Annotated in this window: 30 protein-coding genes; 10 read left to right on the top strand and 20 right to left on the bottom strand. The window is 66.5% G+C overall.

Annotation, left to right across the window (positions count from 1 at the left end; translation table 11 throughout):
* Positions 1-61: 61 nt before the first annotated feature.
* The gene (locus ACXJJ9_RS08275) at positions 62-1,384 is read right to left on the bottom strand and encodes an amidohydrolase family protein (protein WP_457096730.1); all 1,323 of its coding nucleotides are present in this window, start codon (positions 1,382-1,384) and stop codon (positions 62-64) included.
* 145 nt (positions 1,385-1,529) lie between these two features.
* Here ACXJJ9_RS08275 and ACXJJ9_RS08270 point away from each other — a divergent pair, with 145 nt between their 5' ends.
* From ACXJJ9_RS08270 to ACXJJ9_RS08245, 6 genes are all read left to right on the top strand, one after another.
* Positions 1,530-3,446, top strand: coding sequence for a M14 family zinc carboxypeptidase (locus ACXJJ9_RS08270; protein WP_457096729.1), 1,917 nt, complete (start codon positions 1,530-1,532; stop codon positions 3,444-3,446).
* Positions 3,447-3,473: 27 nt separating this feature from the next.
* Positions 3,474-4,115 carry a hypothetical protein gene (locus ACXJJ9_RS08265; RefSeq protein WP_457096728.1) on the top strand — a complete coding sequence of 214 codons (642 nt, stop codon included), beginning with the start codon at positions 3,474-3,476 and terminating at the stop codon, positions 4,113-4,115.
* Between the two features lie 284 nt (positions 4,116-4,399).
* Complete coding sequence (locus ACXJJ9_RS08260) at positions 4,400-5,512, top strand: class I SAM-dependent methyltransferase (RefSeq protein ID WP_457096727.1); 1,113 nt, start codon at positions 4,400-4,402, stop codon at positions 5,510-5,512.
* A gap of 157 nt (positions 5,513-5,669) precedes the next feature.
* Positions 5,670-5,957, top strand: coding sequence for a hypothetical protein (locus ACXJJ9_RS08255; protein WP_457096726.1), 288 nt, complete (start codon positions 5,670-5,672; stop codon positions 5,955-5,957).
* Between the two features lie 201 nt (positions 5,958-6,158).
* Positions 6,159-6,584, top strand: coding sequence for a DUF1810 domain-containing protein (locus tag ACXJJ9_RS08250; protein ID WP_457096725.1), 426 nt, complete (start codon positions 6,159-6,161; stop codon positions 6,582-6,584).
* 425 nt (positions 6,585-7,009) lie between these two features.
* Entirely contained in the window at positions 7,010-7,261 is a 252-nt protein-coding gene (locus tag ACXJJ9_RS08245) for a UrcA family protein (RefSeq protein ID WP_457096724.1), read from the top strand.
* A gap of 19 nt (positions 7,262-7,280) precedes the next feature.
* Here the strand turns inward: ACXJJ9_RS08245 and ACXJJ9_RS08240 are convergent, their stop codons facing one another.
* Complete coding sequence (locus tag ACXJJ9_RS08240; protein ID WP_457096723.1) at positions 7,281-8,372, bottom strand: DNA glycosylase AlkZ-like family protein; 1,092 nt, start codon at positions 8,370-8,372, stop codon at positions 7,281-7,283.
* Positions 8,373-8,660: 288 nt separating this feature from the next.
* Between ACXJJ9_RS08240 and ACXJJ9_RS08235 the strand changes: the two genes are divergently transcribed.
* Positions 8,661-9,113, top strand: coding sequence for a hypothetical protein (locus ACXJJ9_RS08235; RefSeq protein WP_457096722.1), 453 nt, complete (start codon positions 8,661-8,663; stop codon positions 9,111-9,113).
* 152 nt (positions 9,114-9,265) lie between these two features.
* Here ACXJJ9_RS08235 and ACXJJ9_RS08230 read toward each other — a convergent pair whose 3' ends face one another.
* Together ACXJJ9_RS08230 and ACXJJ9_RS08225 are read right to left on the bottom strand one after the other, a co-directional pair.
* A complete protein-coding gene (locus ACXJJ9_RS08230) occupies positions 9,266-9,520 on the bottom strand; it encodes a hypothetical protein (protein ID WP_457096721.1) in 255 nt (84 codons plus the stop codon).
* Positions 9,517-10,641: an MBL fold metallo-hydrolase gene (locus ACXJJ9_RS08225; RefSeq protein WP_457096720.1), complete on the bottom strand. Its 1,125-nt coding sequence runs from the start codon at positions 10,639-10,641 to the stop codon at positions 9,517-9,519. The genes ACXJJ9_RS08230 and ACXJJ9_RS08225 overlap by 4 nt, the downstream gene beginning before the upstream one ends.
* A 149-nt stretch (positions 10,642-10,790) precedes the next feature.
* Between ACXJJ9_RS08225 and ACXJJ9_RS08220 the strand changes: the two genes are divergently transcribed.
* Entirely contained in the window at positions 10,791-11,411 is a 621-nt protein-coding gene (locus tag ACXJJ9_RS08220) for a TetR/AcrR family transcriptional regulator (RefSeq protein WP_457096719.1), read from the top strand.
* Positions 11,412-11,420: 9 nt separating this feature from the next.
* On the opposite strand, the gene ACXJJ9_RS08215 is transcribed toward ACXJJ9_RS08220, so the two are convergent.
* On the bottom strand, positions 11,421-11,807 hold the full coding sequence (locus ACXJJ9_RS08215; RefSeq protein WP_457096718.1) for a YajD family HNH nuclease: 387 nt from the start codon (positions 11,805-11,807) through the stop codon (positions 11,421-11,423).
* A gap of 107 nt (positions 11,808-11,914) precedes the next feature.
* Between ACXJJ9_RS08215 and ACXJJ9_RS08210 the strand changes: the two genes are divergently transcribed.
* Positions 11,915-12,613, top strand: coding sequence for a glycosyltransferase (locus ACXJJ9_RS08210; protein WP_457096717.1), 699 nt, complete (start codon positions 11,915-11,917; stop codon positions 12,611-12,613).
* A gap of 76 nt (positions 12,614-12,689) precedes the next feature.
* Here the strand turns inward: ACXJJ9_RS08210 and ACXJJ9_RS08205 are convergent, their stop codons facing one another.
* A complete protein-coding gene (locus tag ACXJJ9_RS08205) occupies positions 12,690-12,971 on the bottom strand; it encodes a hypothetical protein (protein ID WP_457096716.1) in 282 nt (93 codons plus the stop codon).
* Positions 12,972-13,661: 690 nt separating this feature from the next.
* On the opposite strand from ACXJJ9_RS08205, the gene ACXJJ9_RS08200 reads away from it, so the two are divergent.
* Complete coding sequence (locus ACXJJ9_RS08200) at positions 13,662-14,120, top strand: fasciclin domain-containing protein (protein WP_457096715.1); 459 nt, start codon at positions 13,662-13,664, stop codon at positions 14,118-14,120.
* A 123-nt stretch (positions 14,121-14,243) separates the two neighbouring features.
* On the opposite strand, the gene ACXJJ9_RS08195 is transcribed toward ACXJJ9_RS08200, so the two are convergent.
* The 14 genes from ACXJJ9_RS08195 to ACXJJ9_RS08130 all read right to left on the bottom strand — a co-directional run bounded on the left by ACXJJ9_RS08195 (position 14,244) and on the right by ACXJJ9_RS08130 (position 25,828).
* Positions 14,244-15,920 (bottom strand): diguanylate cyclase domain-containing protein, encoded by a 1,677-nt coding sequence (locus tag ACXJJ9_RS08195; protein ID WP_457096714.1) that lies wholly within the window; start codon positions 15,918-15,920, stop codon positions 14,244-14,246.
* Positions 15,921-15,930: 10 nt separating this feature from the next.
* Positions 15,931-17,436: an RAD55 family ATPase gene (locus ACXJJ9_RS08190; RefSeq protein ID WP_457096713.1), complete on the bottom strand. Its 1,506-nt coding sequence runs from the start codon at positions 17,434-17,436 to the stop codon at positions 15,931-15,933.
* Entirely contained in the window at positions 17,433-17,855 is a 423-nt protein-coding gene (locus tag ACXJJ9_RS08185; RefSeq protein WP_457096712.1) for a hypothetical protein, read from the bottom strand. The genes ACXJJ9_RS08190 and ACXJJ9_RS08185 overlap by 4 nt, the downstream gene beginning before the upstream one ends.
* Before the next feature lie 133 nt (positions 17,856-17,988).
* Positions 17,989-18,693 carry an NnrU family protein gene (locus ACXJJ9_RS08180; protein WP_457096711.1) on the bottom strand — a complete coding sequence of 235 codons (705 nt, stop codon included), beginning with the start codon at positions 18,691-18,693 and terminating at the stop codon, positions 17,989-17,991.
* A gap of 148 nt (positions 18,694-18,841) precedes the next feature.
* Positions 18,842-19,021, bottom strand: a complete 180-nt coding sequence (locus tag ACXJJ9_RS08175; protein WP_457096710.1) for a DUF1801 domain-containing protein — start codon at positions 19,019-19,021, stop codon at positions 18,842-18,844.
* Complete coding sequence (locus tag ACXJJ9_RS08170) at positions 19,018-19,179, bottom strand: hypothetical protein (RefSeq protein ID WP_457096709.1); 162 nt, start codon at positions 19,177-19,179, stop codon at positions 19,018-19,020. Before ACXJJ9_RS08170 ends, ACXJJ9_RS08175 begins: the two co-directional genes overlap by 4 nt.
* Before the next feature lie 114 nt (positions 19,180-19,293).
* Entirely contained in the window at positions 19,294-19,635 is a 342-nt protein-coding gene (locus tag ACXJJ9_RS08165; RefSeq protein ID WP_457096708.1) for a BON domain-containing protein, read from the bottom strand.
* Between the two features lie 212 nt (positions 19,636-19,847).
* Positions 19,848-21,620, bottom strand: coding sequence for a TIR domain-containing protein (locus ACXJJ9_RS08160; protein ID WP_457096707.1), 1,773 nt, complete (start codon positions 21,618-21,620; stop codon positions 19,848-19,850).
* A 194-nt stretch (positions 21,621-21,814) separates the two neighbouring features.
* On the bottom strand, positions 21,815-22,006 hold the full coding sequence (locus tag ACXJJ9_RS08155) for a hypothetical protein (protein ID WP_457096706.1): 192 nt from the start codon (positions 22,004-22,006) through the stop codon (positions 21,815-21,817).
* Positions 22,007-22,123: 117 nt separating this feature from the next.
* A complete protein-coding gene (locus ACXJJ9_RS08150) occupies positions 22,124-22,972 on the bottom strand; it encodes a hypothetical protein (RefSeq protein ID WP_457096705.1) in 849 nt (282 codons plus the stop codon).
* A 103-nt stretch (positions 22,973-23,075) separates the two neighbouring features.
* Complete coding sequence (locus ACXJJ9_RS08145) at positions 23,076-23,531, bottom strand: hypothetical protein (RefSeq protein WP_457096704.1); 456 nt, start codon at positions 23,529-23,531, stop codon at positions 23,076-23,078.
* Entirely contained in the window at positions 23,531-24,400 is an 870-nt protein-coding gene (locus tag ACXJJ9_RS08140; protein WP_457096703.1) for an FAD:protein FMN transferase, read from the bottom strand. The genes ACXJJ9_RS08145 and ACXJJ9_RS08140 overlap by 1 nt, the downstream gene beginning before the upstream one ends.
* Before the next feature lie 5 nt (positions 24,401-24,405).
* Positions 24,406-24,945, bottom strand: a complete 540-nt coding sequence (locus tag ACXJJ9_RS08135) for an FMN-binding protein (RefSeq protein WP_457096702.1) — start codon at positions 24,943-24,945, stop codon at positions 24,406-24,408.
* Positions 24,946-24,964: 19 nt separating this feature from the next.
* Entirely contained in the window at positions 24,965-25,828 is an 864-nt protein-coding gene (locus ACXJJ9_RS08130; RefSeq protein ID WP_457096701.1) for a DUF6662 family protein, read from the bottom strand.
* Between the last annotated feature and the right edge of the window lie 95 nt (positions 25,829-25,923).

The following is a 25,923-nucleotide window of genomic DNA, read 5'->3' as shown; positions in this document are numbered from 1 at the left end:
CGTCCGCGCGCTCGCGAGCGAAGCCAGCGCGCTGGTGAGCGAAACCGGAGCGCGGGCGGGCTTACTCCCCGCCACGCACGATCGCGCCCTGCTTCATCACGAACGTCGGGTGCTCGGTCGCACGGATGTGTTCGAGCACGTTGCCGGGCACGGCCACCACGTCGGCGAACTTGCCGGTTTCGAGCGTACCGGTCTCGCCATCGACGCCGAGCAGCTTCGCGGCGCCCTGGCTGCTGGTCATCAGCGCGGCCGCCGGGGCCATGCCGAGATCGACGTAGTCACCGAATTCCTGCGCGTTGAGTCCGTGCGGGAACACGGCCGCGTCGGTGCCGAAGGCGATGGGCACGCCGATCTTCAGCGCGTTGCGGAACATCGCTTCATGCGCGGTGCCGGCCGCGCGCGCCTTGGCACCGATCTTCGGCGGATAGGTATTGGCCTTTTCCAGCACCCACACCTGGGTCATGCGCGTCGGCACCAGGTACACGCCCTTCTGCTTCATCAACTGCAACGTCGCCGGCTGCAGGAAGCTGCCGTGCTCGATCGAATCGACGCCGGCCTCGACCGCCTGCTTCGCGGCGAGATCGCCGTGGGCGTGCGCGGCTACCTTGCGGCCCCAAGCGTGTGCTTCGCTCATGATCGCGCGCAGTTCCTCGGGGGTCAGCTGCGGCACGTCGACCGGATCGGACTCCGACAGCACGCCGCCGGACGCGCAGATCTTGATCACGTCGGCGCCGAACTTCATCTGCTGGCGCACTGCGAGGCGGCACTCTTCCGGACCATTGCACACGCCTTCGAGCGGACCGGACGGCTTCACCCGCTCGGGCGGAAACGGCGAGCTGTCGCAGTGGCCACCGGTCGAGCCGATGGCGTGGCCGGCCACGAGCATGCGCGGCCCCTGCGTGATTCCGGCATTGATCGCGTTGCGCAGGGCGACGTCGACGAAATCGGCCGCACCAACATTGCGCACGGTGGTGAAGCCCGCATCGAGCGTGACCTTGGCATTGCGCCCTGCATGGAAGGACTGCTCCACCGGGAAGCGCAGCATGTTGTCGTAGAAGCCCTGCGCCCAGTTGTCGTCGTGGTCGTCGGCGATGTGCACATGGGCATCGATGAAGCCGGGCAACAGCGTGGCATCGCCGAGATCGATGACGCGACTGCCCGCCGGCACGTTGGCGCCCGCGCCGACGCCGGTGATGCGTCCGCCCTGCACCACCACCAGGCCGGGCTCGCTGAGGCGGCCGCTGCGACCGTCGAACAGGTGCGCGGCCTTGAGCACGATGGCGGCCGGCGCGGGCGCACTGGCCGGTGCCGTGGCGGGCGCCTGCGCATGGCCGGCGAGCGCCAGCACCAGGCCTGCGGACAACGCTGCAATACGAAGCTTCATGCGAACCCCGATCGATGTGGTGCGCCGAGTGTAGTGACGTCCCGCCGAAAAAATGAACCGCCCCCCGTTTTACCGCCCCCGGCATGGCCGCCCCGCTCGGCCGCCGTCGTTGTCACCCAGTGGCTGGCACGCAAGGAGCGCTGCGATGAGCACCCGCGAAGGACCCGCGCCGAGGCATGGCATCCGGGCGGTGCTGCCGGTCTTCCTGCCAATCCTGCTGCTCTGCACCAGCGCCTGCGTGCGCTTCCCCGCCAAGCCCACCGGGAGTGCCTGGGCGGCGGTGACCACCGACGCCAACCGCACGTTCACCCCCGGCGCCGATCGCGACGGTGACGGCATCGGCGACGAGCGCGAGCAAGCACTGCGCAGCAACCCCGATGCACGCGACAGCGATGGCGATGGCTTCGACGACGGCTACGAGGATCGCCTGGCGCCGTTCGGCTTCGACCTGGTACGCGCCGATGCGGATCGCGATCGCGATGGCCTGACCGATGCGCGCGAGGCGCAACTGCACCTCGATGCCGGAAAGGCCGACAGCGACGGCGACGGCTGGAGCGATTTCGACGAAGTGTTCAACGGCGGTTTCGGCTTCGATCCCGCCACGCCCACCGCCGACGCCGATTTCGACGGACTCGCCGACCCGCTCGAGTTACGCCTGGGTTCCTCGCCCGCCAAGGTCGACAGCAACGGCGATGGTGTCAGCGATTTCCAGGCCTATTCCGCCGACCAGCCGCCCAACGGGCCACCGCTCACGGGCGGCCTCGACGAACTGATCGCCACGCCGTACAGCCCGGCCATGGACGCCGCGTTGCAGGGCATGCGCAAGGGCGCGCGTTTTCCGGATGCGCTGGCGGCGGAACTCCCATATCCGCTCGTGACGGCGGCGCTGGCCGCGCAGGGGCTGCAACCGTCGGCCGCACTGATGCAGCGCGCATTGGCCAATCCCCGGCATTCCCCGCCGGTGTACCCGCCGTATCTCGAGATCGAGCAGGCACTGTTCACGCTGGCCCAGCAATACGACGGCAGCCCCGGCGCCGACATCGCGCGCCTGTTCTACTGGACCGGGCAGACGCAGGACAACTGCAACCAGGAAACGCGACCGGGCCGGAAGATCTACGCGATGAAGATTTCCGCCAATCCGGCCGCGAACGACCCGGAGCCGGAAGTCGCCTTCCTCGGCGTACACCACGCGCGCGAGATGATCAGTGGCGTGGCGACCATGCATCTGCTGCGCACGCTGGCCGACGGCTACGCCGCCAACAAACCGCAGATCCGCAAGCTCGTCGACACGCGCGAGGTGTGGGTGATCCCGGTGGTCAATCCCAACGGTTACGACCGCGCCGCCATCGACAACATCGCCTGGCGCAAGAACACGCGCTGGGAGAAGGGCCAGATGAAGTTCTGCGGTGTCGACATCAACCGCAACTACGCCTTCGACCACGTCACCAACTTCCCCGCCGCGCAGCGCGCGCAGCTGCCGAGCGTGGGCAATACCGGCGTCAATGCCGACGGCAGCCTCAACATCGAATCCGAGACCTACCCGGGCAAGGCCGCGTTCTCGGAAGTGGAGTCGCAGGCGGTGCGCGGACTCGCCAGCAGCCAGTTCGCGTCGCGGAAGAAGGAAGTCGACGGCCTGGTCTGTTCGCTGTCGTGGCACGCGTTCTCCGGGCTGGTGATGCATCCGCTGGCGCACGCGCCCATCGCGCCGGACATCGGCGTCGAACCGGCCGACGTCGGCACGCTGGATGCGCTCACCCAGGCGCTGGCCACCGCCACCGGCTACCGCGACCTGCAGGATGATTTCCCGACCACGCCCAACGTCGACGGCTGCGGTCTTGGGGGCTACCACAGTTACGGCGACGCCAGCGACTGGCTGTACAAGAACTACCGCACGCGCGCGCTGTCGATCGAGGCGTACAACGCGACCGAACGCGGCGGCTGCCCAGCGCAGAACAGCTGGAACTACAACTTCGGCCCCATCGATGCCACCAAGCGCGACGCCGTGGCCGACAACAACGTCCAGGCGGCGCTGGCGCTGCTGCGCGACTGCACGGCGCCGTAACGCATTGCAGCCTGCCAGGAGGCAGCCATGAACCCACCGCTGACAGCAAACGACACCCTCGTGCTTTCCTACCTGAGCCTGCGCAAAGCGGTGGGAATGATCGGCATGGCCCTGCCGTTCGTGCTGGCCATCGGCAACCTGCTGGTGGCAGGCCCGGGCCTGCGCGGCTCGATGAGCAGCTACTACTACACAGCGATGGGCGACGTCTTCGTCGGCAGCCTGTGCGCCATCGCCGTGTTCCTCATGTCGTACCGCGGTTACGAACACCGCGACGACCGTGCCGGCAACATCGCCTGCATATCCGCGCTGGGCGTGGCCTTGTTCCCCACCACTCCCGAAGTGGGGGCCCTGCCACGCGACCATCTGGTGGGCACGCTGCATCTGGTCTTCGCCGCGTGTTTCCTGCTGACCCTTGCCTATTTCTCGCTCGCCCTGTTCCGCCTGATGGCTCCGAATCCCACGCCCGAGAAGCTGCAACGCAACAAGGTCTACACCGCGTGCGGTTACACCATCCTGGCCTGCGTCGCGCTGTGCGTGGTGGTGAAGTTGCTGCCAGGCAATGCGCTGCTGTTGAAGTTCTCCCCGCTGTTCTGGCTCGAAGCCGTGGCCGTGTTCGCGTTTGGCGTGTCCTGGTTGACCAAGGGCGAAGCCATCCTGGCGGACAAGTAACCGGCGCAAGCGTGGCGAGAACCACGCGCCGCATGCGCGTGCGATCGCAATCGTCACGCGCAATGAATGAACCGAAGCCCCTGATTCCGGCATCCATCAGCATGGTCGTCGCGCGACCGGGCGCTCGCGCATCTTTCCGCGCCTGTTCCCGGTTGCGTCTTGCGTCGTCAAGGTCGGAGATCCATTCAACGAACAGTGGACGCAATTTGCGAGCAATCGCCTGTTTATGTTCGCAACACGTCGCGATGTTGACAGCGAATGGAGCCGGTTCCATCGCGTGATGAATGCATAACGAGTTGTCACGTGTAAGGCACGTGACCCCTGAGGGTTGGCGCTCGCGTTTGATAGGAATGTGTCGAGTGCAACTCGCACCTGCGCCGTGTTCAGTGGCTTACGTCAGTGAAGGTGCCCCTGCCCAAGGAAAAGGAAAACACGTAGTGATCGAGCGCAACAAGGACGAGACGAGTCGCCGCGAGGCCGGCACTGTCTGTCATGACTTTCCCCTCATTCTTCCCCGGAACGGTTTTCGCCGCTGGCTCAAGGTCACGGTGGGCAGGAGCGTGCTGCACGCGCGGCCGCAGCTGGTGAACCGTTTCGAAGCCGGCGAATTGCCGCGGGGCCACTTCCTGGAACGGGCCGCACTGGCCGCCCTGGCCGATCAATACCGCAAGGCCGGAACCCTGGATCGACTGGCCATCCAGCACGCCCGGTTCTGGTCGCGACAGGACCTGGGCGAACTGTTCTATGACCGCACCGCCGAACGCCTGCAGCGGCAGCTCTTCAGTGGCCGCCATCGACCGGCCCTGGACACGATCGAACACGAGCTGGCAGCGGGGGGCTTTCATACGCTCGTCGAGATCGGCTGCGGAACCGGGGATGTGCTCGCACACCTGCAGGAGCGACTCCCCGGCCTCAAGCGGTGCATCGGCCTGGATCTCAACGGCGTCCAGATCGCACGCAATCGCAGGCGGTTCGCCGCGCGCGCGCAACTTGAGTTCCTGGCCGAGGACGCGGGCGATTGGATCAAGCGCAACGCGCAACCCGGCATCGCCTATTTTTCCTATGGCGGCGTTTTCGAATATTTCACGCAGGAAAAATTCCAGGACCTGCTTGCCGCGATCGCCGACGGACCACCGGTGTTGCTGGCTCTGGTCGAACCGATCGGCATGAACCACGACATGGACTCGGCCATCGCCTCGGTACCCTTCGGGCGCGAGATGTCGCACAGCCATGCCTACCCGATCCTGCTGGAAGCGGCCGGATTCGAGATCGCCTGGCGACAGGAGAGCGCCGACCAGCGCTCGCGCTGGATGATGCTCGTTGCGCAGAAGCGCGCCCGCCTGGTGGCTGCCTGCTCGAGCCTGCTGAGCCCGGGCCTGCTCAGCCTGCTGGTCTAGTCGCGGGGGCTCAATCCACGCCCGTTGGTCCGAAGTTCGCTGGCGACCGCGATTTCCCCAGTCTGTCCACGGCTTATCCACAGGGTTATCTGCAGCCCCTCCGGTCGCAGGGGAGTAGCGTGCACACGCTGCATTCCCCCTCACGAGGTGTGTGCCCATGAATTGGAACGCGACGGCCAGCAAGTACTACCAGGGTCCGATCGACCGGGTGTTCGTGTCCATGCGCGAGGCGCATGACGTCGACTTCTTCATCGACGAATACCTGCGCACGCGCCGGTTCCCGCTGGACGACGCCAACCGGCGGATGGTGGGCGAGAAGCTGGAAGCGTTCCTGGGCCGCGTGCCGTACCTGTGGGGCGACCTGGCGGCCTACCTCGATTTCAGCTGGCGCACCGAGCACGGAAGGGTTCCGGGCATGAGCGGCGCGCGCCAAGGCGGCCGCTGACCGCTGCGGCCGCTGTCACAGGTGGCCCACCCACCGCGCGCTAGATTTCCGCCGCCGGGGAGTGACGCCCCCGGTGCTCAAAAGCCCCGGTGCGGACTCCGCCTTGCCTGCGCCGGGGCTCAATGCAATCGGGACTTGCTCCGCAGGGACCACGTCCACGCGCGCCGAATTGCACGATCCGCAACCAGCCCCGCTCGCGCCATGACCGATCCCTGGAACCTGCAACGCTTCGTCGATGCCCAGGCCGCCGTCTATGACGACGTCGTCGACGAACTGCACCACGGCCGCAAGGCCAGCCACTGGATGTGGTTCGTGTTCCCGCAACTGCGTGGGCTCGGCCACAGCCCGACCGCGCAGCACTACGGCCTGGCGTCGCTGGACGAAGCGCGCGCCTATTTCGCCCACCCGCTGCTGGGCGAGCGCCTGCGCGAATGCACCCGGCTCGCGCTGCGGGCCGGCGACGATGCGCACGCGCTGTTTGGCGCGCCGGACGACCTCAAGTTCCGCTCGTGCATGACGTTGTTCCGGCACGCCGCCCCGGACGAGACACTGTTCGCCGATGCCCTGCGCCAGTACTTCGGCGGCGCCTCTGACCCACGCACGGATGCGCTGCTGCGCGAGGGCTGACGGACTTCCGACCCCTGGCGCGCGGCCAGCGCGCCTGCTGTTTCGCAAGCCTGGCCCCTTTGTTCCGGTTTCGTGAAAGCGGCCTTTGCATTGCCTGGCGCGCGGCCGCGACCGCCCCCCATTTCACGCGGTCAGGGCACCGCTTCAGGCATCGTCTGTCGATCGTCTGTTGCTATCGCACCTTCCGGGAATAGCGTCCCAAGACCATCCCATACGGAGTGGGAGCGTTGGATGGAGGACATGCCGAGGAGAAACGATCATGGCTGACAAGAGCATTGCGGTGAGGGGCCGTTCCGGTCGGGCTATTGCTTGCACTGGCCAGCGGAGGCGTCGCCATCGCCCAGGGAACCACGCCGACCGAGGTCAAGGAAATCACCGTCGTGGCGCCGCGCATCACGTATCAGACGAAACGCTAAGGCGGGTCGGTGATACCGAAGGAAGTGGCCATCGCGAAGAAGACCGCGCTGGTGAGCTACGCCGACCTCGACCTGAGCCGGAGCGCGGACCTGTACGCACTGGAAGACCGTATCGCCAAAGCCGCGGCCACGGTGTGCGAGGAGCTGGCCCAGGAACTCCCTGACGGCGAGCCTGCCACCGCCGTCTGTACCCGTCGCGCAACCGATGACGCCATGGCCCACCTGCGGATGATGACCCGGAGCATGGCGACGCGGCCGTAAGCGCACGCGTGCGAGCGACTCAGTCCAGACCCAGGAACTCGCGCATGCGTGCGAGCTCGAGGTCGAGACCCGCGCGAAAGGCGGCATCGCGCGGCGCGCGGCCGTCGATGTAACCGAAGTCGCTGGCGAGCGCGCCGTCGGCCACGGCCAGGTTGCCCCAGCCGATCACGCGGTCGTGCCAGAGCAACGGCAACGCGTAGTAGCCAAGCTTGCGTTTGGCGGCGGGCGTGTAGGCCTCGAAGCGGTAGCTCCAGTCCCAGAAGAGCGCGAAGCGGCGCCGGTCCCACACTACCGGGTCGAAGGGCGTGAGCAGGCGCACCGCCGCATCGGGTTTCCAGCGCGTCGAGGCCGGTTTCTCGTCGGCGGGCCAGTACCAGTCGACACCTTCCACGCGGGCATGGCCGAGGCGCTGCTTCGCCCGCGCCAATGCCGCCGCGCGCTGTGCCGCCCATTGCGGCGCACCGCCGCGCAGGTAGCTGACGAGCTGCACGAGGCTGGACGCAGGCAGGGGTGCGTATTTGCGCACCACCAGGTCCACTAGGGCGTCCATGCGCGCATTCGCCGTGATCGCATCCGGCGGCGTCGCGTCAACCGCATGGGTCGCATACACGCGCGTGCCGCCCTCGCGGCGCGCGACCCGCAACAGGCCGCGGTAATGCATGCCGTCGAGCAGTCGCGTGCTGGCATTCGACGAGCCACCGAACCAGTTGGTGACCTTGCCGTGCGCGAAGTGGGCGTCGACGTCGCGCGGATGCACCGCGCCGCGCGCGGCGATGAAATCGCGCACGGCGTGCGCCTGCTTCCAGCGCGCCGGCGTCCAGGCCACGCGCGGCGTGCGCGGATGCATCAGGTGATGGTGCGCGCGCGGCAGGAAGCCGTAATTGACGAAGAAATCCTCTTCCAGCGGCAGTTTTGGATAGCGCCGCTCGAGGTCGCCGGCGCGATAACCCACGACGCGGTGGCGCAGAGTCAGATCCTGCGCACGGGCGGGCGCACGGATCGGATCCGCCTGCACGAAGCCGAGCCGCTCGATCGCGCGCGCAAGCGTGGTCGGCTTGAACAGCGAGCGGGCGACGGCGTAGCGGCGCAGTTGGTCGAGGGTGATCGCCATGCGTGAAGTCTAAGGGATCGACTGCTGAGCGCAGACGCATCAGCGGAGCAAGGGTCGGGCTCACTACCAGGCGCCATGCAAAACCTGCTTCTTTTTCGAGCATCCATCTTGCGCGGCGCGATGCGCTCCATTGCGTCCTGCGTGGTCTTCATTTCACGCCACCATGATTTCCCGTGCCCCGACCTGAAGCCGCGGCAGCGATATCAGCTTCGTACCCATGCAGTTCAGTCAGCGGCATCGAGACTGGCGCCGCTTCAACACGAGGCTGCTCAACAACAGGAGGTCGCAATGAACAGGACATCCCTACCGCTGCTCGCCGTACTCGCTTGTGCGCTGGCTACCGCTGGCACATCACCGGCACAGGCCGCCCATCGCGAAGTCGACTGCACGTTGCACTACAGCCTCACAGGCTGGTCGCTGCTCTATAAGCACACCACCGGCAATGGCCGCATTACCTGCGACAACGGCCAGTCGATGCCGGTGAGCGTCAGTGCCAAGGCCCTGGGCGTGACCGCCGGCAAGTGGCACATCGACCATGGCAAGGGCCATTTCACCGACGTGAACAACATCAATGAAACGCTGGGCCGCTATGTACAGGCCAGTGCCAATGCCGGTCTGGTCAAGTCCGGCGAGGCGCAGGTGCTGAGCAAGGGACCGGTAACGCTCGCATTGGCGGGTGCCGGTGCCGGTGTGAACCTGGGCGTGGATGTCGGTGCGTTCAACATCAAACCGGCGCGATGATTGCCTGATTGCCGTGCCTGATTACCTGATAGCGGCGCAGTGAGTCAGACACTCTCAGCCCAACTGCAGTAACAAGGCCCGGCGAGTGCGCCACTCGCCGGGCCTTCTGCATGTTGGTGTTGGCAACCGCGCGTGGGTGGCGATGCCGGGCTTCAGAACGCGAGGACGTCGCGCCGCGCAGGCCGGGACACCGCGTCGCGGAGTGTGCCGTCCACCACCGATGCCACCTGGTAACCGCCGCGCGCGATCGCCGCCTTGGCGTCGGCCAGGGTGTAACGCCCTTCGATGCGCACCAGTTGCGCGTCGAGGTCGAAGTTGACGCGGCCGCCGATATCCACCTGCAGCAGCGCGTGGGTGATGCGGCGGATACCGTCGTGGTCCTGGAGACCTTGCAGGCGCAGCTTCATCGTTCTGGCCCCCAGTCGGCCACGACTACCGTGGCATCCGCGGGTTCGGCGACGCCGTCCATCTCGCGCCACCATCGCGCCGCCGGGTGCGGCGCGGACAGGTCCAGGCGTTCGCCCATGCGCGGCGTGGTCAGCGCGATGCCGCGTTGCGCGCTTAGCGTGGACACGCGCTCGAACGGTTCGGTCCAGGCGTGCATCGCCAGGTCGAAGGTGCCGTTGTGGATCGGCAGCAGCCAGCGGCCACGCAGGTCCAGGTGGGCCTGCACCGTGTGTTCGGGTTGCATGTGCACGTACGGCCATTGCGCGTCGTAGGCGCCGGTCTCCATCAGGGTCACGTCGAAGGGACCGAAGCGGCGGCCGATCTCCTTGAAGCCGTCGAAGTAGCCGCTGTCGCCGCTGAAGAACACCCGCAGCGTATCGGCCGGCGCGTTCGCATCACCAGCGGCGTCCACGATCGTCCACGACGCCCACAGCGTCTTGTTGCCGTCGAACATCCCACGTCCGGAGAAGTGCTGCGCCGGCGTCGCGGTGAACTGCACGCCATCGATGGTCGTGCCCTGCCACCAGTCGAATTGCCGCACCTTGTCCGCGGCCACGCCCCAGGCGATCAGGCGGTCGCCCACGCCGAGCGGAGTGAGGAAGACGTCGGTGGTCCGTGCCAGCTGCACGACCGTGTCGCGGTCGAGGTGGTCATAGTGGTCGTGCGAGAGGATCACGCCGCGCAGCGGCGGCAGGTCCACCAGCGCGATCGGCGGCGCGTGGAAACGCTTCGGCCCCATCCATTGCACCGGCGAGGCGCGCTCGGCGAACACCGGATCGGTGATCCAGAAGCCGCCGCGCAATTTGATCAGCACCGTCGAGTGCCCGAGCCGGAACAGGCTCCGGTCGGGCGCGGCCTCCAGCTGCGCGCGGGTCAAGGCGAGCACCGGCGGTGTGGCCGCCGGCGCCGCATGGGCTGGCTTGTTGAGCAGGACGTTCCAGATGATCCCCAGCGTCTTCAGCAGGCCGTCGGCCGGTTTGGGCACGGGGTTGCGGAACACGCCGTCGGCGAATTGCGGCGAGTCGGCATGCGGGCCGACGGGGGGATGGGGCTTGGCGGCGGACAGCAGGCAGGCACTCATGATCGGGGCAGCTCCGGACAGGGCGACGAGGCGAAGCGGGCGGGTAAAGCGGGCCCGGGCGCCGTGCATTGGGGGCGGTCAAGGAAGTACACGACACAGTGTAGTTTCTATTCCAGCAAAAAGTAAACCCCTCGGTGTAAACTTTCCGCATGAGCAGCCTGCCCGCCCCCGCCCGCCTGACCGACCGCAAGCGCGCGGCCATCCTCGATGCCGCCGTGGCCGAGTTCCGCCAGTCCGGGTACGAGGCCACCAGCATGGATCGCATCGCCGCGAGCGCCGGCGTCTCCAAGCGCACCGTGTACAACCACTTCCCCAGCAAGGAGGCGCTGTTCGCGCAGATCCTCCAGCAGCTGTGGGAGCGCAGCATGGACGGGCTCGACCTCGCCTACCGCAGCGACCGCCCGTTGCGCGCGCAGCTGCTGGAACTGGTGAAGCAGAAACTGAGCCTGCTGCAGGACACCAACTTCTTCGACCTGGCCCGCGTCGCGATCGCCGCCAGCATCCACTCGCCGGAACGCGCGCAGGAGATGGTCGCGCGCATGGGCGACCGCGAAGAAGGCCTCACCACCTGGATCCGCGCCGCTGCCGCCGACGGCCGCCTGAAGACCGACGACCCGCTGTTCGTCTCGATGCAGCTGCAAGGCCTGGTGAAGGGCTTCGCGTTCTGGCCGCAGATCACGCTGGGCCAGCCACCGCTGAGCGCCGCGCAGCAGAAGCGGGTGGCGGAAGCGACGGTGGACATGTTCCTCGCGTATTACGGCCAGGCGTAGCCGGGCCGATCAGTCGTCGCGTTCGCGCTTCAGCAACGCCTTCAGGTTGGCAAACGGATTTCCGGTCGCCGCGGCCGGCGTGTCCTCCGCGGACAACGCCGAACCGGCGGCGTGGTCGATATGGCGCGAGTGCTCGTTGTCGTGGCAGTACACGCACAACAACTCCCAATTGCTGCCGTCGGGCGGGTTGTAGTCGTGGTCGTGGTTGCGGTGATGCACGGTCAGCTCGCGCAGGTTCGCGCGGGTGAATTCGCGCCCGCAGCACCCGCACACCCACGGATACATCTTCAGTGCCCGCTCGCGATAACCCTGCTCGCGCTGCTCGGCATCGCGCCGTGCCTCGGCTACGACGCGATCGAGTCTGGCGCTGTCCAGCGTCGGTTTGCGGGTGGCCATCGGCAGTCTCGTCAGGCGCGGTTGCGCTGCGTCGACACTATCGCAAATCCGCGTCGCGTCGCGCCACAGTGCCATCGCGCCCGCCCTGGTTCTGCGATGATCGTGCGGTGATTTCCTTCATCATTCCCGCCCACGACGAGGCGCGCCTCATTGGCGCCACGCTCGTGTCGATCCAGGCGGCGGCGGATGCGCTGGGGCTCGCCCATGAATGCATCGTGGTCGACGACGCTTCCGGCGATGACACGGCAGCGATTGCCCGCGGCCTGGGCGCGCGCGTGGTCCGTGTCGAGTACCGCCACATCGCGGCCACCCGCAACGCCGGTGCGCGTGCCGCGCGCGGCCAGCGATTGTTCTTTGTCGATGCGGATACGCAGGTCGATGTCGAGCTCGTCCGCGCCGCCTTGCAGGCGCTGGATGCGGGTGCGGTCGGCGGTGGCTGCAGCGTGCGGCTGCACGGTCCGCTGGCGTGGCACGAACGCCTGGCGGCGGCCGCAGCCGTGGCTGCGCTTCGCCTTGCGCGCATCGCGCCGGGTTGCTTCCAGTTCTGCACGCGTGCCGCCTTCGAGGCCACCGGCGGCTACGACGAGCGCTGGTTCGCCGCCGAAGACATCGTGATGAGCCGCGCCCTGGCCCGCGTCGGCCGGTTCGTGCTCCTGCGCAATGCGGTGCACACCTCCAGCCGCAAGCTGCACACCTTCGGCCCGCGCGAACACGGACGCCTGCTCTGGCACTTCCTGCGGCACGGCCGCGCCATGCTGCGCTCACGCGACCGCTTGGCGCTGTGGTACGAGAAACGCCGGCACTGATCCGCAGACGCACCGCGCGAGGGCGAGCCAGGCGCGTACGGGTCTTGTCACGACAGCGAACGTCGCGGGCGGGCTATTAGCTCGCGGCCGCGTGCGCGCCACTGAACGGCGGTGTCAGGGTGCCGTAGCGGTCAAGGGACGCCCCCAGCAACACCAGCCCCAGGTCTTCGGACAGGCTGGCGAAGGAATGCCGCTCCCACTCCGACCAGATGCGCGTCCAGATGTGGGGCGACAGCAGGTGCGAGTGGATCGTGCCTTCGAAGATCAGGTGACCATGGATGGCGGCCGCGTGGTTCGGTCGCACGCGTTGCGGTACGACCACCCAGGAAGCGATGCCGGAATAGAGGGAAATGAGCATTGTCGGGTCCTGCTTTGCAGCGAGCTGCACGGAGGCCCGTAAAGCACGACGAAAGGTGGAAATCGTCGAGTGCGAACTAGTGGCCCGGGGGCATCACCGCGGGCAGAAAGGCGGGGAACAGTGCAATCGCATCCTTGCTGACGTGACGCGTCGCCATGGGCTGTGGCCGTTCCGGAGGCCAGCCCTCATTCTCAGCAGATTCGATGGCTGCACCGCGACGATCACGGCCGCTGGCAACCATGGCTGCGCCCTGGCGAACGATGCGGTGATTCTTGATGGGATGCATCAGAGGGTCACGCTTGAGCGGACACGATCCCGTTTGAAGTGAACACCGCAGCGTTGCCGGTGGTTTTCAACCTAACACTTTTCGAACGGAACGACACAACTTTCGGACCCGTGCCAACTTTGACCCTGCGTAAGAGTCGATCGCCATCGCCATCGGCGAATGCACGCCAGATGACTGGTTGCGGCGATCGTCTGTCAGATTACGAATAAGTAACAATCATTGGCGCACTGTGCGCTGGCACTACGACGCAATGTCGTAACGGCCACTCAGCCGCGCTGCACTTTCCCTTCCTTCTCCGCACTGAGCCCCGCGTCCCCGCTTTCCGCAGGGACCACGGCTTCGGCCGCTTTTCGATTTCGCAAATCCGCGAATCACACCCAAAAGGTACACATTCCATGAACACCATGAGCACCCCGAGCATCAACACCACCCCGAGCAGCAAGAACCTCCTCGACACCGCCGCCGCCAACGGTTCGTTCAAGACCTTTGGCAAAGCCATCGAACGCGCTGGCCTCGGCGAGACCTTGCGCGGCGCAGGACCGTTCACCATCTTCGCCCCGACCGATGCCGCGTTCGACAAGCTGCCGGCCGGCCGCCTGGAAACCCTGTTCAAGCCGGAGAACAAGGAAGAACTCGCTTCCCTGGTGAACTACCACGTCGTCACCGGCCACAAGATGCTGGCTGACATCGGCAAGTGGGAAGCCGCCAGGACCGTCAATGGTCAATCGGCGCCGATCAAGCTGACCGACAGCAAGGTCAGCATCGACGGTGCGATGGTCACCTCGCCCGACATCGATTCGAGCAATGGCGTCCTCCACGGCATCGACAAGGTCAATATTCCGACCAAGCCGACCAAGCAATAACTCGTTAATGAGTTATGGAGCGGCGGGGCTCCGGCCCCGCCGTTTTTTTGTCCGGCGCCCTCGCGCCGCCCTTGCGTGGTGCGTCACCTGTTCCAGCCGCAGAGCATCGCCTTCGACCAGCCGCTAAGTCACGCGCCTGGGAGCTGAGCGCACGCGTGCTGCTGCAGGCCTTCGACGCGCTTTGGATGGCTGCCTGGGTGCAATCAAAGGCAGCGTGACGACGAACCGACTGCCCCGTCCGGTGCCGGCACTGCTCGCGACCACGGTGCCGCCATGCGCTTCGACCAGCTCGCGCACCACCGTGAGCCCGATGCCCAGGCCCGCTCCGCAGAAACCAATGGCATGCGGTTCCTGGACAAACGGCTCGAAGACCCGGGGCAGGGCCTCGACGGTAATCCCGATCCCGCTGTCGGACACGGTCATCACGATGGCATCGCCATGCACCACGACCGAAAGCCCGATCTCGCCACCCTTCGGCGTGTACTTGGATGCGTTGTCGAGCAGATTCCTGAGGATCTGCGCCAGGCGGACCGGGTCTGCGTCCACGGCGAGAGGGCCTGGCGGCACCTGCACGCTGAAGTGCTGCATGCGTGTGTCCATCGCAGGCCGGCAGGCAGCGACCGCCTCGTCAATGATGCTGGTCAGGTCGACCACCTGGCGTTCCAGCCTCAGTTTGCCGGTGTTGACGCGCGAGACGTCGAGCAGGTCGCTCACCAGGCGCACCATGTGCTCTATCTCGTTCTCGATGATGGCTTGATAGCGCGGCATTTCCTCCGAACCCACCCGGCCCAGCATTTCGGCCGCGATGCGGATGGGGGTCAGCGGGTTGCGCAGTTCGTGCGCCACCACCGCGAGGAATTCCTTCTGCTGCTGTTGTGCCTGTTCTGCCGCGGCTTGCAGCTCCTGCGCACCGAGTGCGGCCAACACCAGTTCCCCATTCGCTTCGCGCAACTGCACGTGCCGGCGCTCGTACTCGGCCGCTGCCAATTCGTAATGGGTCAAGGGTTGCGTCAGCGATGCGAGCGCCGGCGCCTGCTCGCTCGCCAGGTCGTCGCCATGGAAGACGAAACTGCCGAGCCCCTGCCGCTTGGCGCGGTACATGGCGGCGTCCGCCCGGTCGATGAGCGCCTCGGCATCTTCGCCATCATCGGGGTAGACGCTGATGCCGATGCTCGCGGTGAGGCGAAGCACGTGATCGCCCACGCGGCTGGGGACACCGAGCGCGGCGATCACCTTGTCCGCGACGAGGCTTGCGTCCGATGCCTGGGATATCTCGGTGAGCAGGATCAGGAACTCGTCGCCACCGTAGCGACTGACCGTGTCCTCTTCACGAACCAGGGACGCGAGGCGTTGCGCCGCGAGCTTGAGCACCTCATCACCGACCGCGTGTCCGAGCGTGTCGTTGATCTGCTTGAAGTTGTTGAGGTCCAGGAACAACAGCGCCATCCGGCCGCCACGACGCCTTGCACGCGCGATGGCGCCCGCGAACCGGTCGAGCAGTCGCACGCGGTTGGGCAATGCGGTCAGCGCGTCGAGTCCGGCCGACCGCAACAGTTCTTCCAGCGCCCGCGAAGCGGCCTCGGTGTCGCTCTGGGCACGCAGCACGGCAAACACCAGCTGTTCGTTGGCCTCGAGCAGCCGGGCCGACTGGCTGCTGTCGAGCAGGCCCTCGGCCTCGACCACGTTCCGGCGCAAGCGCGCCAGCGCCGCGCGCGCCTGCTCGGCTTGCTGCTGCAGCGTGGCGAGTTCGCTCGCCGCCTTCACCGCGGCGCGCCCTTTTCCGCGAGGGGTCCTGGTCATGGCGACATGCTCAACTATCGTCAATACCGCTGGCCGGGATCGACGAATCGGCGGTGCGCTTTCCCGTCGGCCTGCCGCCGAGCAGTCCTTCCTGGTCGGGAAGCATTCCGCCGATGCGGATGCCCTCGTCGTCGATGCTGAACTCGCGCAACTCGTCCGAATGGGCGCTCGCCCGCACCTTGACCACCGCCATTACGCGCCGCAACCGGCTGTCGACCTCGATGTAGCGCTGCACGATGATCGCGTCGGTCAGGAACGCGGTGCCGTACGGGCTGAAGCGCAGATCGGTGTAACGATCCTCGAGCTCGGATGTCATCAACACGGTGACGCCGGCGCCCGCCAGCGCGGTGACCAGGCGCAGCAACGACTCGCGGAAGTCTTCGCGAAAGGTCGGCGCCAGGGCGAGTTCGAAGGCCGAGAGCGAATCGATGACAAGGCGGCTCGCATCGAGCCGTCGGATCTCGGTGAGCAGCAACAGCACGATCTCGTCAATCGACAGGTCCGGCGCCCGACTGTCTACCAGGCCCACGCGGCCGCTTTCGACCAGGTCGGCGAGCACGCGGTTGCGCGAGCGGTTGGGACGCTGCTCGAAGACCGCGATGACGCCGGTCTCGCCACAGCGTGCACCCTCGGCCAGGAAGGCCGCGGCCAGGATGCTCTTTCCCGATCCCGACGGGCCCGCGACGAGCAGCGAATAGCCTCGCGGCAAGCCCCCGCCCATCATGTCGTCCAGGCGCGGCACACCCATCAGCAGACGCGAACCGAGCGGTCCCGGAGTCGGTTCGGTGCTCGCGGGCAGCGCCGCGTGCATGGGTGCGAATACCTCGAGGCCGGCCGTGCCGATGCGGAACGTGTGCAGTCCCGGCAGCGTCGCTTGGCCGCGCATCTTCATGATCTCCATCTTGCGGACCATGGAGTTGCGCTGCACGCTCTGGCGCAGCCAGATCAATCCGTCGGCGACCGTGAGTACCGGGTTGGCATCCGTTTCGGTTTCGGTTTCGGTGAAGTACTCGCCGATCAGGAAGGTCGTGGCCTGCCAGCTCGTCATCAGCATGCCCAGCTGCTGCACGAACTGCTGCAGATTGTTGTGCGGGTTGCCCTCGCCCCGGCTCGCGTGCACCACGGAACGGAAGGAGTCCACGAAGACCAGCGCAGGACGGTGCGCTTCCACCTCGGCGACGATGCGCTGCAGCACCTGGTCGAGATCCCCCGCCGACGCGTCGTCAGACAAGTTGACGAAATGTATCGAGCGGTTGATCAGTTCGCTGTCGAAGAAGTCGAACTGCTGCTGGTAGCGCAGCATCTTCAGGGGCGGCTCGCCCAGTACCGTGAAATAGAGCGCCGGACGCTCGGGCGTCGCCAGCGCGAACATCATCTGGTGCGCCAGCGTGGTCTTGCCGCAACCGGGCGGCCCGGCGATGAGGTTGAACGAGAACTCCGGCAGTCCGCCGCCCAGCACTTCGTCCAGCCCCGGCACGCCGGTCGCCAGGCGGTTGATGGTCACTTTGGTGGTCATGGCGAGATGTCCTGGGCGGGCGGGCCGCTTGAAAAGTGGGCCCATGCGGAACGAAGCAGTCGCTCGGTGAGCGAAGGCCCGACCAGGCTGGACAGCAAGTCGTGGAACGTGTGCAGGAAGGCACCGCCGGCGGCGGCGGCGTTGGCGCTGCTGCTCTGCTGCGCAAATGCAGACTTCAGTGCCGCCAGGTCGACGCTCGCCTGCTTCCCTTCGTGCATGCCCGCCAGCCACGGATGGGCAGGACCGATGAGGTAGAGGCTGCGCTTGTAGAGCATGGCGACACCCAGCTGCCCGATGATCGGGCTCAGGACCGCGTCGATGTCCTGCCATGTCGAGACCATCGTGTCGGCGACTTGCCCGGCAGTCTCTGCCCGGCGCGCCAGGGCCGCTGCGATGCGTTGGCTTTCCTGGCTGTCCACGGGTTCCGCTAATGGCCGACGACGGATCCCGATAGTACTCCCCGGGGATTTCTGCCGCTGGAGCGCCATGATGCACCCAGCTGGCCATTACCCTGCCCTACCCATCGACGTAAGGAATCGGTCTCCGATCCTGTTACGAGAAGTACCGCCACGGATTCACGCCGTAGACCGGCGGATGCAGCGCGATCAGCACGAACCAGAGCAGCATGCCGGCGGCAATGCGCCACCACCCGATCTCGGTGAAGGCGAAGCGGTTGCGGCCTTGACTGATCGCGGCGAACGGCAGGATCGAAGTAGCGCGCGCGAATGCAGCCCATTGCCCGGGTGCGCGCCTCGCGTATTTGGCGTCGAGGCTCAACATGCCGGCGACCGCCACGACGAGGAAGGCACCGGTGAAGATCGCGCCGCCCAGCGTGCCGATGACAATCAGGTGCGCGGCCGCCCATAGCGCGAACGACCACAGCATGGGATAGCGTGTCACGCGCAGGATGCCGATCGCCTGTGCCTTGGACAGCAGTGCGTGGGCACCGGCGACCGACGTGGGATTGAGCACCGTCAGCGAGCCGACCAGCAGGATGCTGGCCGGAGCCAGCAGCAGGATGCACAGCACCGCCAGCCAACCCGGCGCCTGCCACAGCACGCGCACCGGCCCGGCCGCGGCGTAGGCCAGCCCGAGCCAGACGATGTTGGCAACGGACAGCACTGAGAACGCACCGCGAAAGCCGCGCTCCCCCAGCACCCTGACACACCGGTCACGCAGCCGCGTACCGGCGATCCCGATATGCACGAAGACCCACACCACAGCGGCGGCGATTAGCGAGGCGAGTTCCGGTGTCATGGGCGGAGTCCGCGCGGCCTGGTGACTTGCCGGTAATAACGTGCGTGGTTGACGGAGGCGGACGGAGTGTCGGTCCTGGCGCAATCGGGCGGGTTCCAACCCGCCATCTTTGCGCCCGAAACGGCGGCTCAACCCCGGCCTACGAGATCTACTCTGCCGGGATGCGCCGTTTCATGTCGGCGTATGCAATGGGGACGAGCTCTCTCAAGGCCGCATCATCGATCTTCTGGCCGGGCCTGAGCTTGACGTGCCGCATGAACTTACCCGTACCTTCCAGCAAGCCGCTTGCATCAGGGAGCTCGGCACCACGAAAGAATCCGACGTTCACGTGATCCTGAACGCATTGACGTAGCCGAATGCGGCATCTCCGATGCACGCCGTGGGATGACCATCGTGCAACAGCTCCCGTACGTCGTCTCCGCAGGCACGCATGACAGCGAACCAGTACTGGGCGATCTCCCCCAACCCGCCGGCATGCTCATGCATCCAGTCCGCCTGGTGCAGAACCCGTCTGCATGCACTATCGCGCATGAGTGAGCCGGCGGGTAGGCGAACGCAAAAAGGGCGGTTCCACCGCCCTTTTTGCTGACCCAGAGAAAGTCACTTGCGCACGGGTTCAACCTTCAATTTGGACGTCACGTGCTTCACGCCCTTGATGGTCTTGGCGTGGGCCACTGCCTTGTCCGCCTCTGCCTGGGATTTCACGGTGCCGTTCAAGGTGACCGCGCCGTCCTTTGTATCCACGTCGATCGCCATCCCTGGGGTTTCATGTGCGGCGAGCAGATCTGCCTTGATCTTCGACGTGATCCAGGCATCCGAGACAACTTCGGATGCGTCATTGCTGGTTTGATGTTCAGTGGATCCTGCTTGTTGCGCAAACACAGCTCCCGTGGACACGGCGAGGGCAATCGCGACACTCATGGCAACAGGTTTCATGTTCATGTTTCACCTCCGTCGCCAGAACGTACGAGCCAAAGAGGTAATCGTGCGTGAAATGGACGCACCACGGAGCGCAGTTCCATGTTCAGGCTGTGAAGCGTTCAGTCGTTTAGCAAAACATCCACACGGACTGCAGGCGGATGTAACGGCGCGGCGTGCCTGCCATCGCGACCTGCGCGCGGCGCCAGGCGGATCGGGTGAAAGAAAGTTGCCCCCTACTGCTCCGCCGCAAGGCGTGCTTCGGCGGCGGCGACCATGGCCTGGAAGCGTGGATGGTCGTGGAGGGCGGTCAGGTCGGGATCGACCTTGGCGTAGTTGAGGATGCCGACCGTCGCCTTTTCGAACACCGGGGCGAGCAGGTCAAGGGCCGCCTCCAGCTCCTGCAGGAAGATGATCAGCACGCAGGAGAAGTTGTAGCGCATGTTCCAGTTGTCCGGATCGATCAGCAGCGCGCGGTTCATCCGCTCCTTGGCACGCTCGGCCTCGCCCAGCGCGGCATTCGCATAGCCGCTGTAGCCCAGTACCGTGCCGTTGTTCGGATCCTGCGTCAGTACCTTCTCCGAGCGCGCCAGGGTCAGTCGTGCCGCGCGCTGCGTGCCCTGGGCATTGCCGACGGTGTGATAGCAGCTCACCAGCATGGCGGCCGAATTCAGATCCGAGTCCATCAGCGCCGTCGACTTCTCGAAGTAACGGACGGCGTCGTCGAAGCGGTTCTCCCGGTAGCTCAGGTACCCGGCCCAGCGGTTGACTTCGTAGGACTCCGGATCGAGCTCCAGGGCAATATCGATCTCGGCCGTCGCCTCGCCCCGGCGGTCGGTTTCCCCGAGGATCCTGGCTTTCACCGCATGCGCCTCGGCCAGGCTGGGATCCAGCACCAGCGCGCGCTCGGCCGCGGCCAGGCCGTCTTCGCCGCCGCGTCCCAGCACGAAGCGCGAGGTCATCTGCCCGAAGGCCATCAGCGCCCAGGCGCGTGCGTAGCCGGGGTCGAATTCGGTGGCGCGCACGCACAGGCGGATGATCGCTTCGGCCCGGCGCGCGTCGCCTTCGTGGCCAGTGACGTAGAGCTGGCGTGCCATCAGGTAGAGGTTGTACGCCTCGACATTGACGGTGCCGCGCTGTTCGATCGCCTTCTTCTCTTCGGGCAACAGCTTGAGCTTCAGCGCATTGACGATCGCCTGGGAGATCTCGTCCTGCAACGCGAAGATGTCGTTGAGGTCGCGGTCGTAGCGCTCGGCCCAGACATGGTCGTTGCTCGTACCGTCCACCAGCTGGGCGGTGATGCGCACGCGGCCGCCGGCCTTGCGCACGCTGCCTTCCAGCACATGGCTGACATTGAGCTCGCGCACCACCTTCGGCACGTCGACCGGCTTGCCCTTGAACACGAAGGCACTGTTGCGCGAAGTCACCGCCAGCGCCGACACCTTGCTCAGGTCGGTGATGATGTCCTCGGTGATGCCATCGCTGAAATATTCCTGCTCCGCATCGCCGCTCATGTTGACGAACGGCAGGACGCAGATCGAAACCCGCGCATGCGCGGGCGGGCCGGAATGGCTCGTCGCCACCGCGTTCGCGCGCGGCGTCGCCGCGGCAACGCCGCTGCCGGCGATCATCGCCTCCAGCGCGCGCAGCACTTCCTGCAGCTGCGGACTGCGGGCGTCGCCCGCCACCCCGTCCAGGTCGGTGGTATGGAAGGTGCGCACGTCGATGGGCAGGCTGGCCTGCTCGAAGCGCACCGGCACGAGGATGCCGCGCTCGGCCGCTTCACGCGCCTCGCCGCGCACCCAGCGCGATTCCACCGATTTCGGGGTCCACACCACCAGTACCGACTTGGCGAGCTTGAGCTCGGTCGCGATCTGGCGGTCGAAGTCCTGGCCGGTGGCAATGTCCGGGTCCCACCAGACCGACCAGCCCTGCGCCTCGATCGCGGCGACCAGCGGCGCGACGCGCCCTTTGTCGCTGCGGGCGTAGGAAACGAAGACGTCGGCCATACGGGGACCTCATGCCGGAGCGGTCCTGGCGATCTTACGCCTCGATGCGGCGCGGTCGGGCTGCGCGGTTGGGGGTGCTGACAGGTACCGCGCATGACGCATGCATGCGTTGGGAGCGCACCGGCTCGAGATCAGAGGTTCCTCGAAGAAGCCCCGCACTTGGCGGGGCTCTGGTGCTTGTACAGCGGACCTATTCACTCGTGCGCTGACAACAACCTGGTCCGACGCTGCAAAAACACCCCCGCAGCCGTTCCCAGCGCACCAAACACCAAGGATGAGATTGCGAGGGCAACAGCATTCTGGCTCCACCCGGCGGCATATCCAATGATCGACATCAGAGCGAAGAAGCCGCTTGATAGAAAGAATGCGGCACCTACAAGCTTCATGATTCAAGTAAGGACGCAGCGAGACGCTGCGCCCCGAAAGCTAACCGGCGCGAGAACTCGGTGCGCGAGGCAAGACACGAACATGAAGTTGCGATTTTGCGAACGAACGCCCTTCGCTCAGAGGTCAGTCACGCCGGCTTGTCCCGGGCCTTGCGCTCCCGACGCAGTCGCTGGGGCCTGACCGCCCGAGGGCTTGGCGGGAGGCAGGTGCAGGCCCAACAAGGCCTGGCGGGTATCGATGTCGATGCGATTTTCCTCGCCGCCCTGGCGATAGGTGATCGCCACGGTATTCGGCGACGGCATGATCGGGTAGAACAGGTCCAGCATCTTCTCCTCGCCCGGCGCGAGCGTGACCGGCAGCGGCGTGTGCCGGGCGCGGATGCGCTTGTCCATCTTGTGGGCGCGCACCGCACGCACAACGCCGACGGTGCCCAGTACGGGGCCGGTCACCATCAGTCCGGCCGCGGTACCCAGCGCCGCGGAACTCGAACTCGCGCCGCCCATGATGCCCAGGCTCAAGGTGCTGCCGTAGGCGAGGCCCGCGACCGTCGAGCCCATGCCCAGCGCGGTCATGCCTGCGCCACCCAGGCCGGTGTAGACCGCAACGCCCTGCTCCTTGTAACGCTTCGCCGTTTGCTTCGACGCCTTGATCAGGGCGCTGCGCGAATCCATGGTCATCGCCACCTGACCACTCGAGTCCTCCACCATTACGCCGCTGATTTCGACCGGCAGCGACGAGACGTTGCGCACGCGGACGAGGTATTCGTCCCACACCGCTTCCTCGGCCCACGAGCCGGGGCTTTCCGACACCAGCACCCAGGTCACCTGTGCCTGCAGGTGCGGCGAACTGGCTTCGGCCACGACGCGGTCCGTCGGCGGTAGTGGTGCGTTCTTGACGATCTTGGCGCCACAGGCGCTGAGCACCAGCGCCATCAACAGCACGGCGCCGTGCAGACGGATATTCATGGTTGCCCCCCCAGGCAGCGACGCGTCGATACGCGTCGCCCGCATCCTACGTCAGAACCAAGGGCCACCGGCCAGCAACGGCCCCGGCCTCGATGCGCATCTCCTATCCGCGCCTCGCCTTCCGACGCCCTACCCAGATGTGGAACGGCAGCCAGAACGCGGCGAACAGGCCCAGCGACCAATGCGCGAGGCTCACCCAGCCGCGCCACTGCTCATCGCCCAGGTAATAGAGTCCGGCCGCGCTCACGGCGAGCCACAGCATCAGCGCGGCCATGGTGCCGCCGACCCAGCGGTGCCGGGGCTTGCTCCAGCCGCGCCGCACGTGCGGGAACCACACTAGGCCAAGCACCCACAGCAACAGGAGTCCGCACACGCCGTGCATGACCAGGCTCGGGTGCTCGAGCGGCGAGGCTTCCGGACCGAACTGACCTTCGCGACGAACGAAGTGGTGCAGCAGCAACCAGGCGGCACCGCTGAGCGCGCACAGCGCGCCGGCGACGTAGACCCAGGCGCGCACCCATGCAGGCAGGCGCAGGCGTTCGTGTCCGTGGTGTTTCATCACGACAGTGTCCGCACGTGGCCGGTGGAGTCAATCAGCGCCGCGTGCGCGCGCAGGCGCCGCAGCAAGGGGAGCGCGCCGTCGGGGTCGACCAGCACGACCTTGGTCAGCGCATCGGCCCACAGCGCGCGCGGTGCGCAGACGCTGGCCGACATGCCGTGCCCGAGCGTGCTGTCGCTCCGCGTGTCGACCAGCGCGCTGCGGCCGTGGCGGGTGCTGAAGTATCCGGCGCTCGTCGCGACGGCACCCTCGCGCACCTGCAGCAGCGGCAGCGAGCGCGCGGGATCGCGCGGGTCGCGCACGTGTACGGTTTCCTGGGCCGTACCGAAGACGCGCAGATCGCCGCCGGCATTGACGACACCCGAGTGCACCCCGTGCTGGCGCAGCACGGCGACCGCACGATCGACCGCATGACCCTTGGCGATGCCGCCGAAGTCGAGCCACACCGGGCGGTGGAAGCGCACGCGCTGGTGTGGAAGCAGCTCGATGTCGCGCCAGGTGGCGTCCGGGTCGGGCGACGGTGCGTCGGGCCGGGGCAGATGCCCGGAGTGCACCAGGCGCGCCGCGATGGTGGGATCGAAACCGCCATCGCTCGCGCGCGCCAATGCGAGACTCGCGCACAGCACGCGCCACAGGTCGGCACCGACGCGCTGCGGCGAGATGGCCGCTTCGCGGTTGGGGCGTGCGAGTTCCGACGTGGCGTCGTGGAAACTCATCGCACGATGCACCGCCTCGATGCGCGCGAACGCGGCAGCGAAGGACGCGTCCGGATCGCCATCGCAGGCGTCGATGCGGATCGCGACGAACGTGCCGAGCAGTGGCCGGACGCGATGCGTGGCAACCTCACTGCTCGCGCCGTTCGCGCCCACGGCCTCTATGTCCCCGCGACGACGAGTTGGTGCGTTGCCAGCAGGCGACGCACGCCTTCGGTGACGTGCGCGCTCGAGATCGTGGCGCCGGACAGGTTGACGATGTCGACGTCGAGCTTGAGCGGCGCGCCGAACTTCTTGCCGATGAACTGCGCACGCCACTTGGGATTGCGCACCTCGCCGCCGTAGGTTTCGCGGTAGTCGAGGATTTCCAGCCCGGCCACGGCACCACTGGCATCCAACGCCAGCGCGTAGGTAATCATCTCGTGCTTGCCCAGCACCTGGTCGACATAGAACCAGGCGCCGTTGGCCGCGCGCCATACCTGCAGCTTCGGTTCGCGAACGCGCAGTCCGCTGGCCTTCTGCACGGCCTTGGCCTGCGCCGGCGTCAGCGTGATCGCGACCGGTGTCAGCGCCTGTCCGGGAAGCAGCTTCTGCTGCGCCTGTTCGACAGTGAAGTACGTCGTTGCCATTGCCGGCGCCGCGGCGAGCACGGTGGCGGCAGGGAGCAGCCATTGCACGTGGAAGTCGCGGCGCATCGTCATGGCCTCGCTTGATGGCAGATCAGAAGTTGATGCCGGCCTTCAGGCGCACTTCGTTGCGTTCGCGCTCTTCCAGGTGCAAGCGGTCGGAGCGCTCGGCGTCCGTCGGGCCGCCCTTGATCTGCGGCATCCAGGTCAGCGTGGCCCAGTACTTCTGGCCGCCGTAGTGCAGGGTCGGACCGACGTACCAGGCCCAGAATTCGCGCGAGCCGTATTCGGGATAGGCCATGTCCACGCGCGTTTCGAGGCCGGCGAACCAGTTCGACGCGAAGCGATAGGACGCACCTGCGCTGTTTTCGACGTACAGCTCCGACTCCCACGCGCCGTCTTCCTGCTCCCACTCGGGTTCGAGGGTGAGGTTGTAGGCGGTGACGACCTGGCCGTCGAGGAAATTCTTCTGCAGGATCAGCTTGGTTTCGATGCCGACTTCCTTGAAGCGCTCGCCATCGGGACGATGCTGCGTGAGGTATTCGGGCTCGAGGTACAGCGCGAGGCCGTAACCGTTGCGCTCGGGGCTGCGCAGGCTCCACTTCATCGACGCCTTCACGCCGTCGAAGTCGAGGTGGCGATCCAGGGTTTTGGCTTCGCCGGTTTCCTCATCGACGATCGCGCCGCCGGAGTAATCGTAGGCGCGGCCGGTGAGGTAGAACGAGGTCTGGAACGTGTCGGTCCAGCCGTGCTCGTATTCCAGCTGGACGTCGTTGGCGCGGTAGTCGCCTGCGCCCTTGCCGGTGCGCTGGGTCCACCAGAGGTAAGCCTCGTTGCGTCCGGCCGGCAGGGTTTCCGAGCCGTAGGAGTAGCCGAAGTAGTTTTCGTCGGCCTGGGCGGCGCCGGAAAATGCGAAGAGGGACAGCAGGCAGGCTGCAGCAAGGCACCGCGCGCGCATCAGGACACCTGGAGGGGGAAGTTTCAGATGCGAATCATTCGCATTTATTCCGCCAGTGTCAATCGTGATCAGTTCGAGCTTCAAAAAGCATCACG

The sequence above is a fragment of the Lysobacter sp. P5_B9 genome (genome assembly GCF_054049835.1).
This window is presented reverse-complemented; position numbering and strand designations above follow the sequence as displayed.

Coding starts and splice junctions, on each gene's coding strand:
- ACXJJ9_RS08240 (WP_457096723.1), bottom strand. CDS start 8,372: ATGGCGATCACCCTCGACCAACTGCGCCGCTACGCCGTCGCCCGCTCG.
- ACXJJ9_RS08130 (WP_457096701.1), bottom strand. CDS start 25,828: ATGCGCGCGCGGTGCCTTGCTGCAGCCTGCCTGCTGTCCCTCTTCGCA.
- ACXJJ9_RS08215 (WP_457096718.1), bottom strand. CDS start 11,807: ATGGCCACCCGCAAACCGACGCTGGACAGCGCCAGACTCGATCGCGTC.
- ACXJJ9_RS08190 (WP_457096713.1), bottom strand. CDS start 17,436: ATGACCACCAAAGTGACCATCAACCGCCTGGCGACCGGCGTGCCGGGG.
- ACXJJ9_RS08145 (WP_457096704.1), bottom strand. CDS start 23,531: ATGAAACACCACGGACACGAACGCCTGCGCCTGCCTGCATGGGTGCGC.
- ACXJJ9_RS08200 (WP_457096715.1), top strand. CDS start 13,662: ATGAGCACCCCGAGCATCAACACCACCCCGAGCAGCAAGAACCTCCTC.
- ACXJJ9_RS08195 (WP_457096714.1), bottom strand. CDS start 15,920: ATGACCAGGACCCCTCGCGGAAAAGGGCGCGCCGCGGTGAAGGCGGCG.
- ACXJJ9_RS08250 (WP_457096725.1), top strand. CDS start 6,159: ATGACCGATCCCTGGAACCTGCAACGCTTCGTCGATGCCCAGGCCGCC.
- ACXJJ9_RS08170 (WP_457096709.1), bottom strand. CDS start 19,179: ATGCATGAGCATGCCGGCGGGTTGGGGGAGATCGCCCAGTACTGGTTC.
- ACXJJ9_RS08260 (WP_457096727.1), top strand. CDS start 4,400: ATGCATAACGAGTTGTCACGTGTAAGGCACGTGACCCCTGAGGGTTGG.
- ACXJJ9_RS08255 (WP_457096726.1), top strand. CDS start 5,670: ATGAATTGGAACGCGACGGCCAGCAAGTACTACCAGGGTCCGATCGAC.
- ACXJJ9_RS08265 (WP_457096728.1), top strand. CDS start 3,474: ATGAACCCACCGCTGACAGCAAACGACACCCTCGTGCTTTCCTACCTG.
- ACXJJ9_RS08270 (WP_457096729.1), top strand. CDS start 1,530: ATGAGCACCCGCGAAGGACCCGCGCCGAGGCATGGCATCCGGGCGGTG.
- ACXJJ9_RS08275 (WP_457096730.1), bottom strand. CDS start 1,384: ATGAAGCTTCGTATTGCAGCGTTGTCCGCAGGCCTGGTGCTGGCGCTC.
- ACXJJ9_RS08160 (WP_457096707.1), bottom strand. CDS start 21,620: ATGGCCGACGTCTTCGTTTCCTACGCCCGCAGCGACAAAGGGCGCGTC.
- ACXJJ9_RS08225 (WP_457096720.1), bottom strand. CDS start 10,641: ATGAGTGCCTGCCTGCTGTCCGCCGCCAAGCCCCATCCCCCCGTCGGC.
- ACXJJ9_RS08155 (WP_457096706.1), bottom strand. CDS start 22,006: ATGAAGCTTGTAGGTGCCGCATTCTTTCTATCAAGCGGCTTCTTCGCT.
- ACXJJ9_RS08235 (WP_457096722.1), top strand. CDS start 8,661: ATGAACAGGACATCCCTACCGCTGCTCGCCGTACTCGCTTGTGCGCTG.
- ACXJJ9_RS08135 (WP_457096702.1), bottom strand. CDS start 24,945: ATGACGATGCGCCGCGACTTCCACGTGCAATGGCTGCTCCCTGCCGCC.
- ACXJJ9_RS08230 (WP_457096721.1), bottom strand. CDS start 9,520: ATGAAGCTGCGCCTGCAAGGTCTCCAGGACCACGACGGTATCCGCCGC.
- ACXJJ9_RS08220 (WP_457096719.1), top strand. CDS start 10,791: ATGAGCAGCCTGCCCGCCCCCGCCCGCCTGACCGACCGCAAGCGCGCG.
- ACXJJ9_RS08150 (WP_457096705.1), bottom strand. CDS start 22,972: ATGAATATCCGTCTGCACGGCGCCGTGCTGTTGATGGCGCTGGTGCTC.
- ACXJJ9_RS08165 (WP_457096708.1), bottom strand. CDS start 19,635: ATGAACATGAAACCTGTTGCCATGAGTGTCGCGATTGCCCTCGCCGTG.
- ACXJJ9_RS08180 (WP_457096711.1), bottom strand. CDS start 18,693: ATGACACCGGAACTCGCCTCGCTAATCGCCGCCGCTGTGGTGTGGGTC.
- ACXJJ9_RS08205 (WP_457096716.1), bottom strand. CDS start 12,971: ATGCTCATTTCCCTCTATTCCGGCATCGCTTCCTGGGTGGTCGTACCG.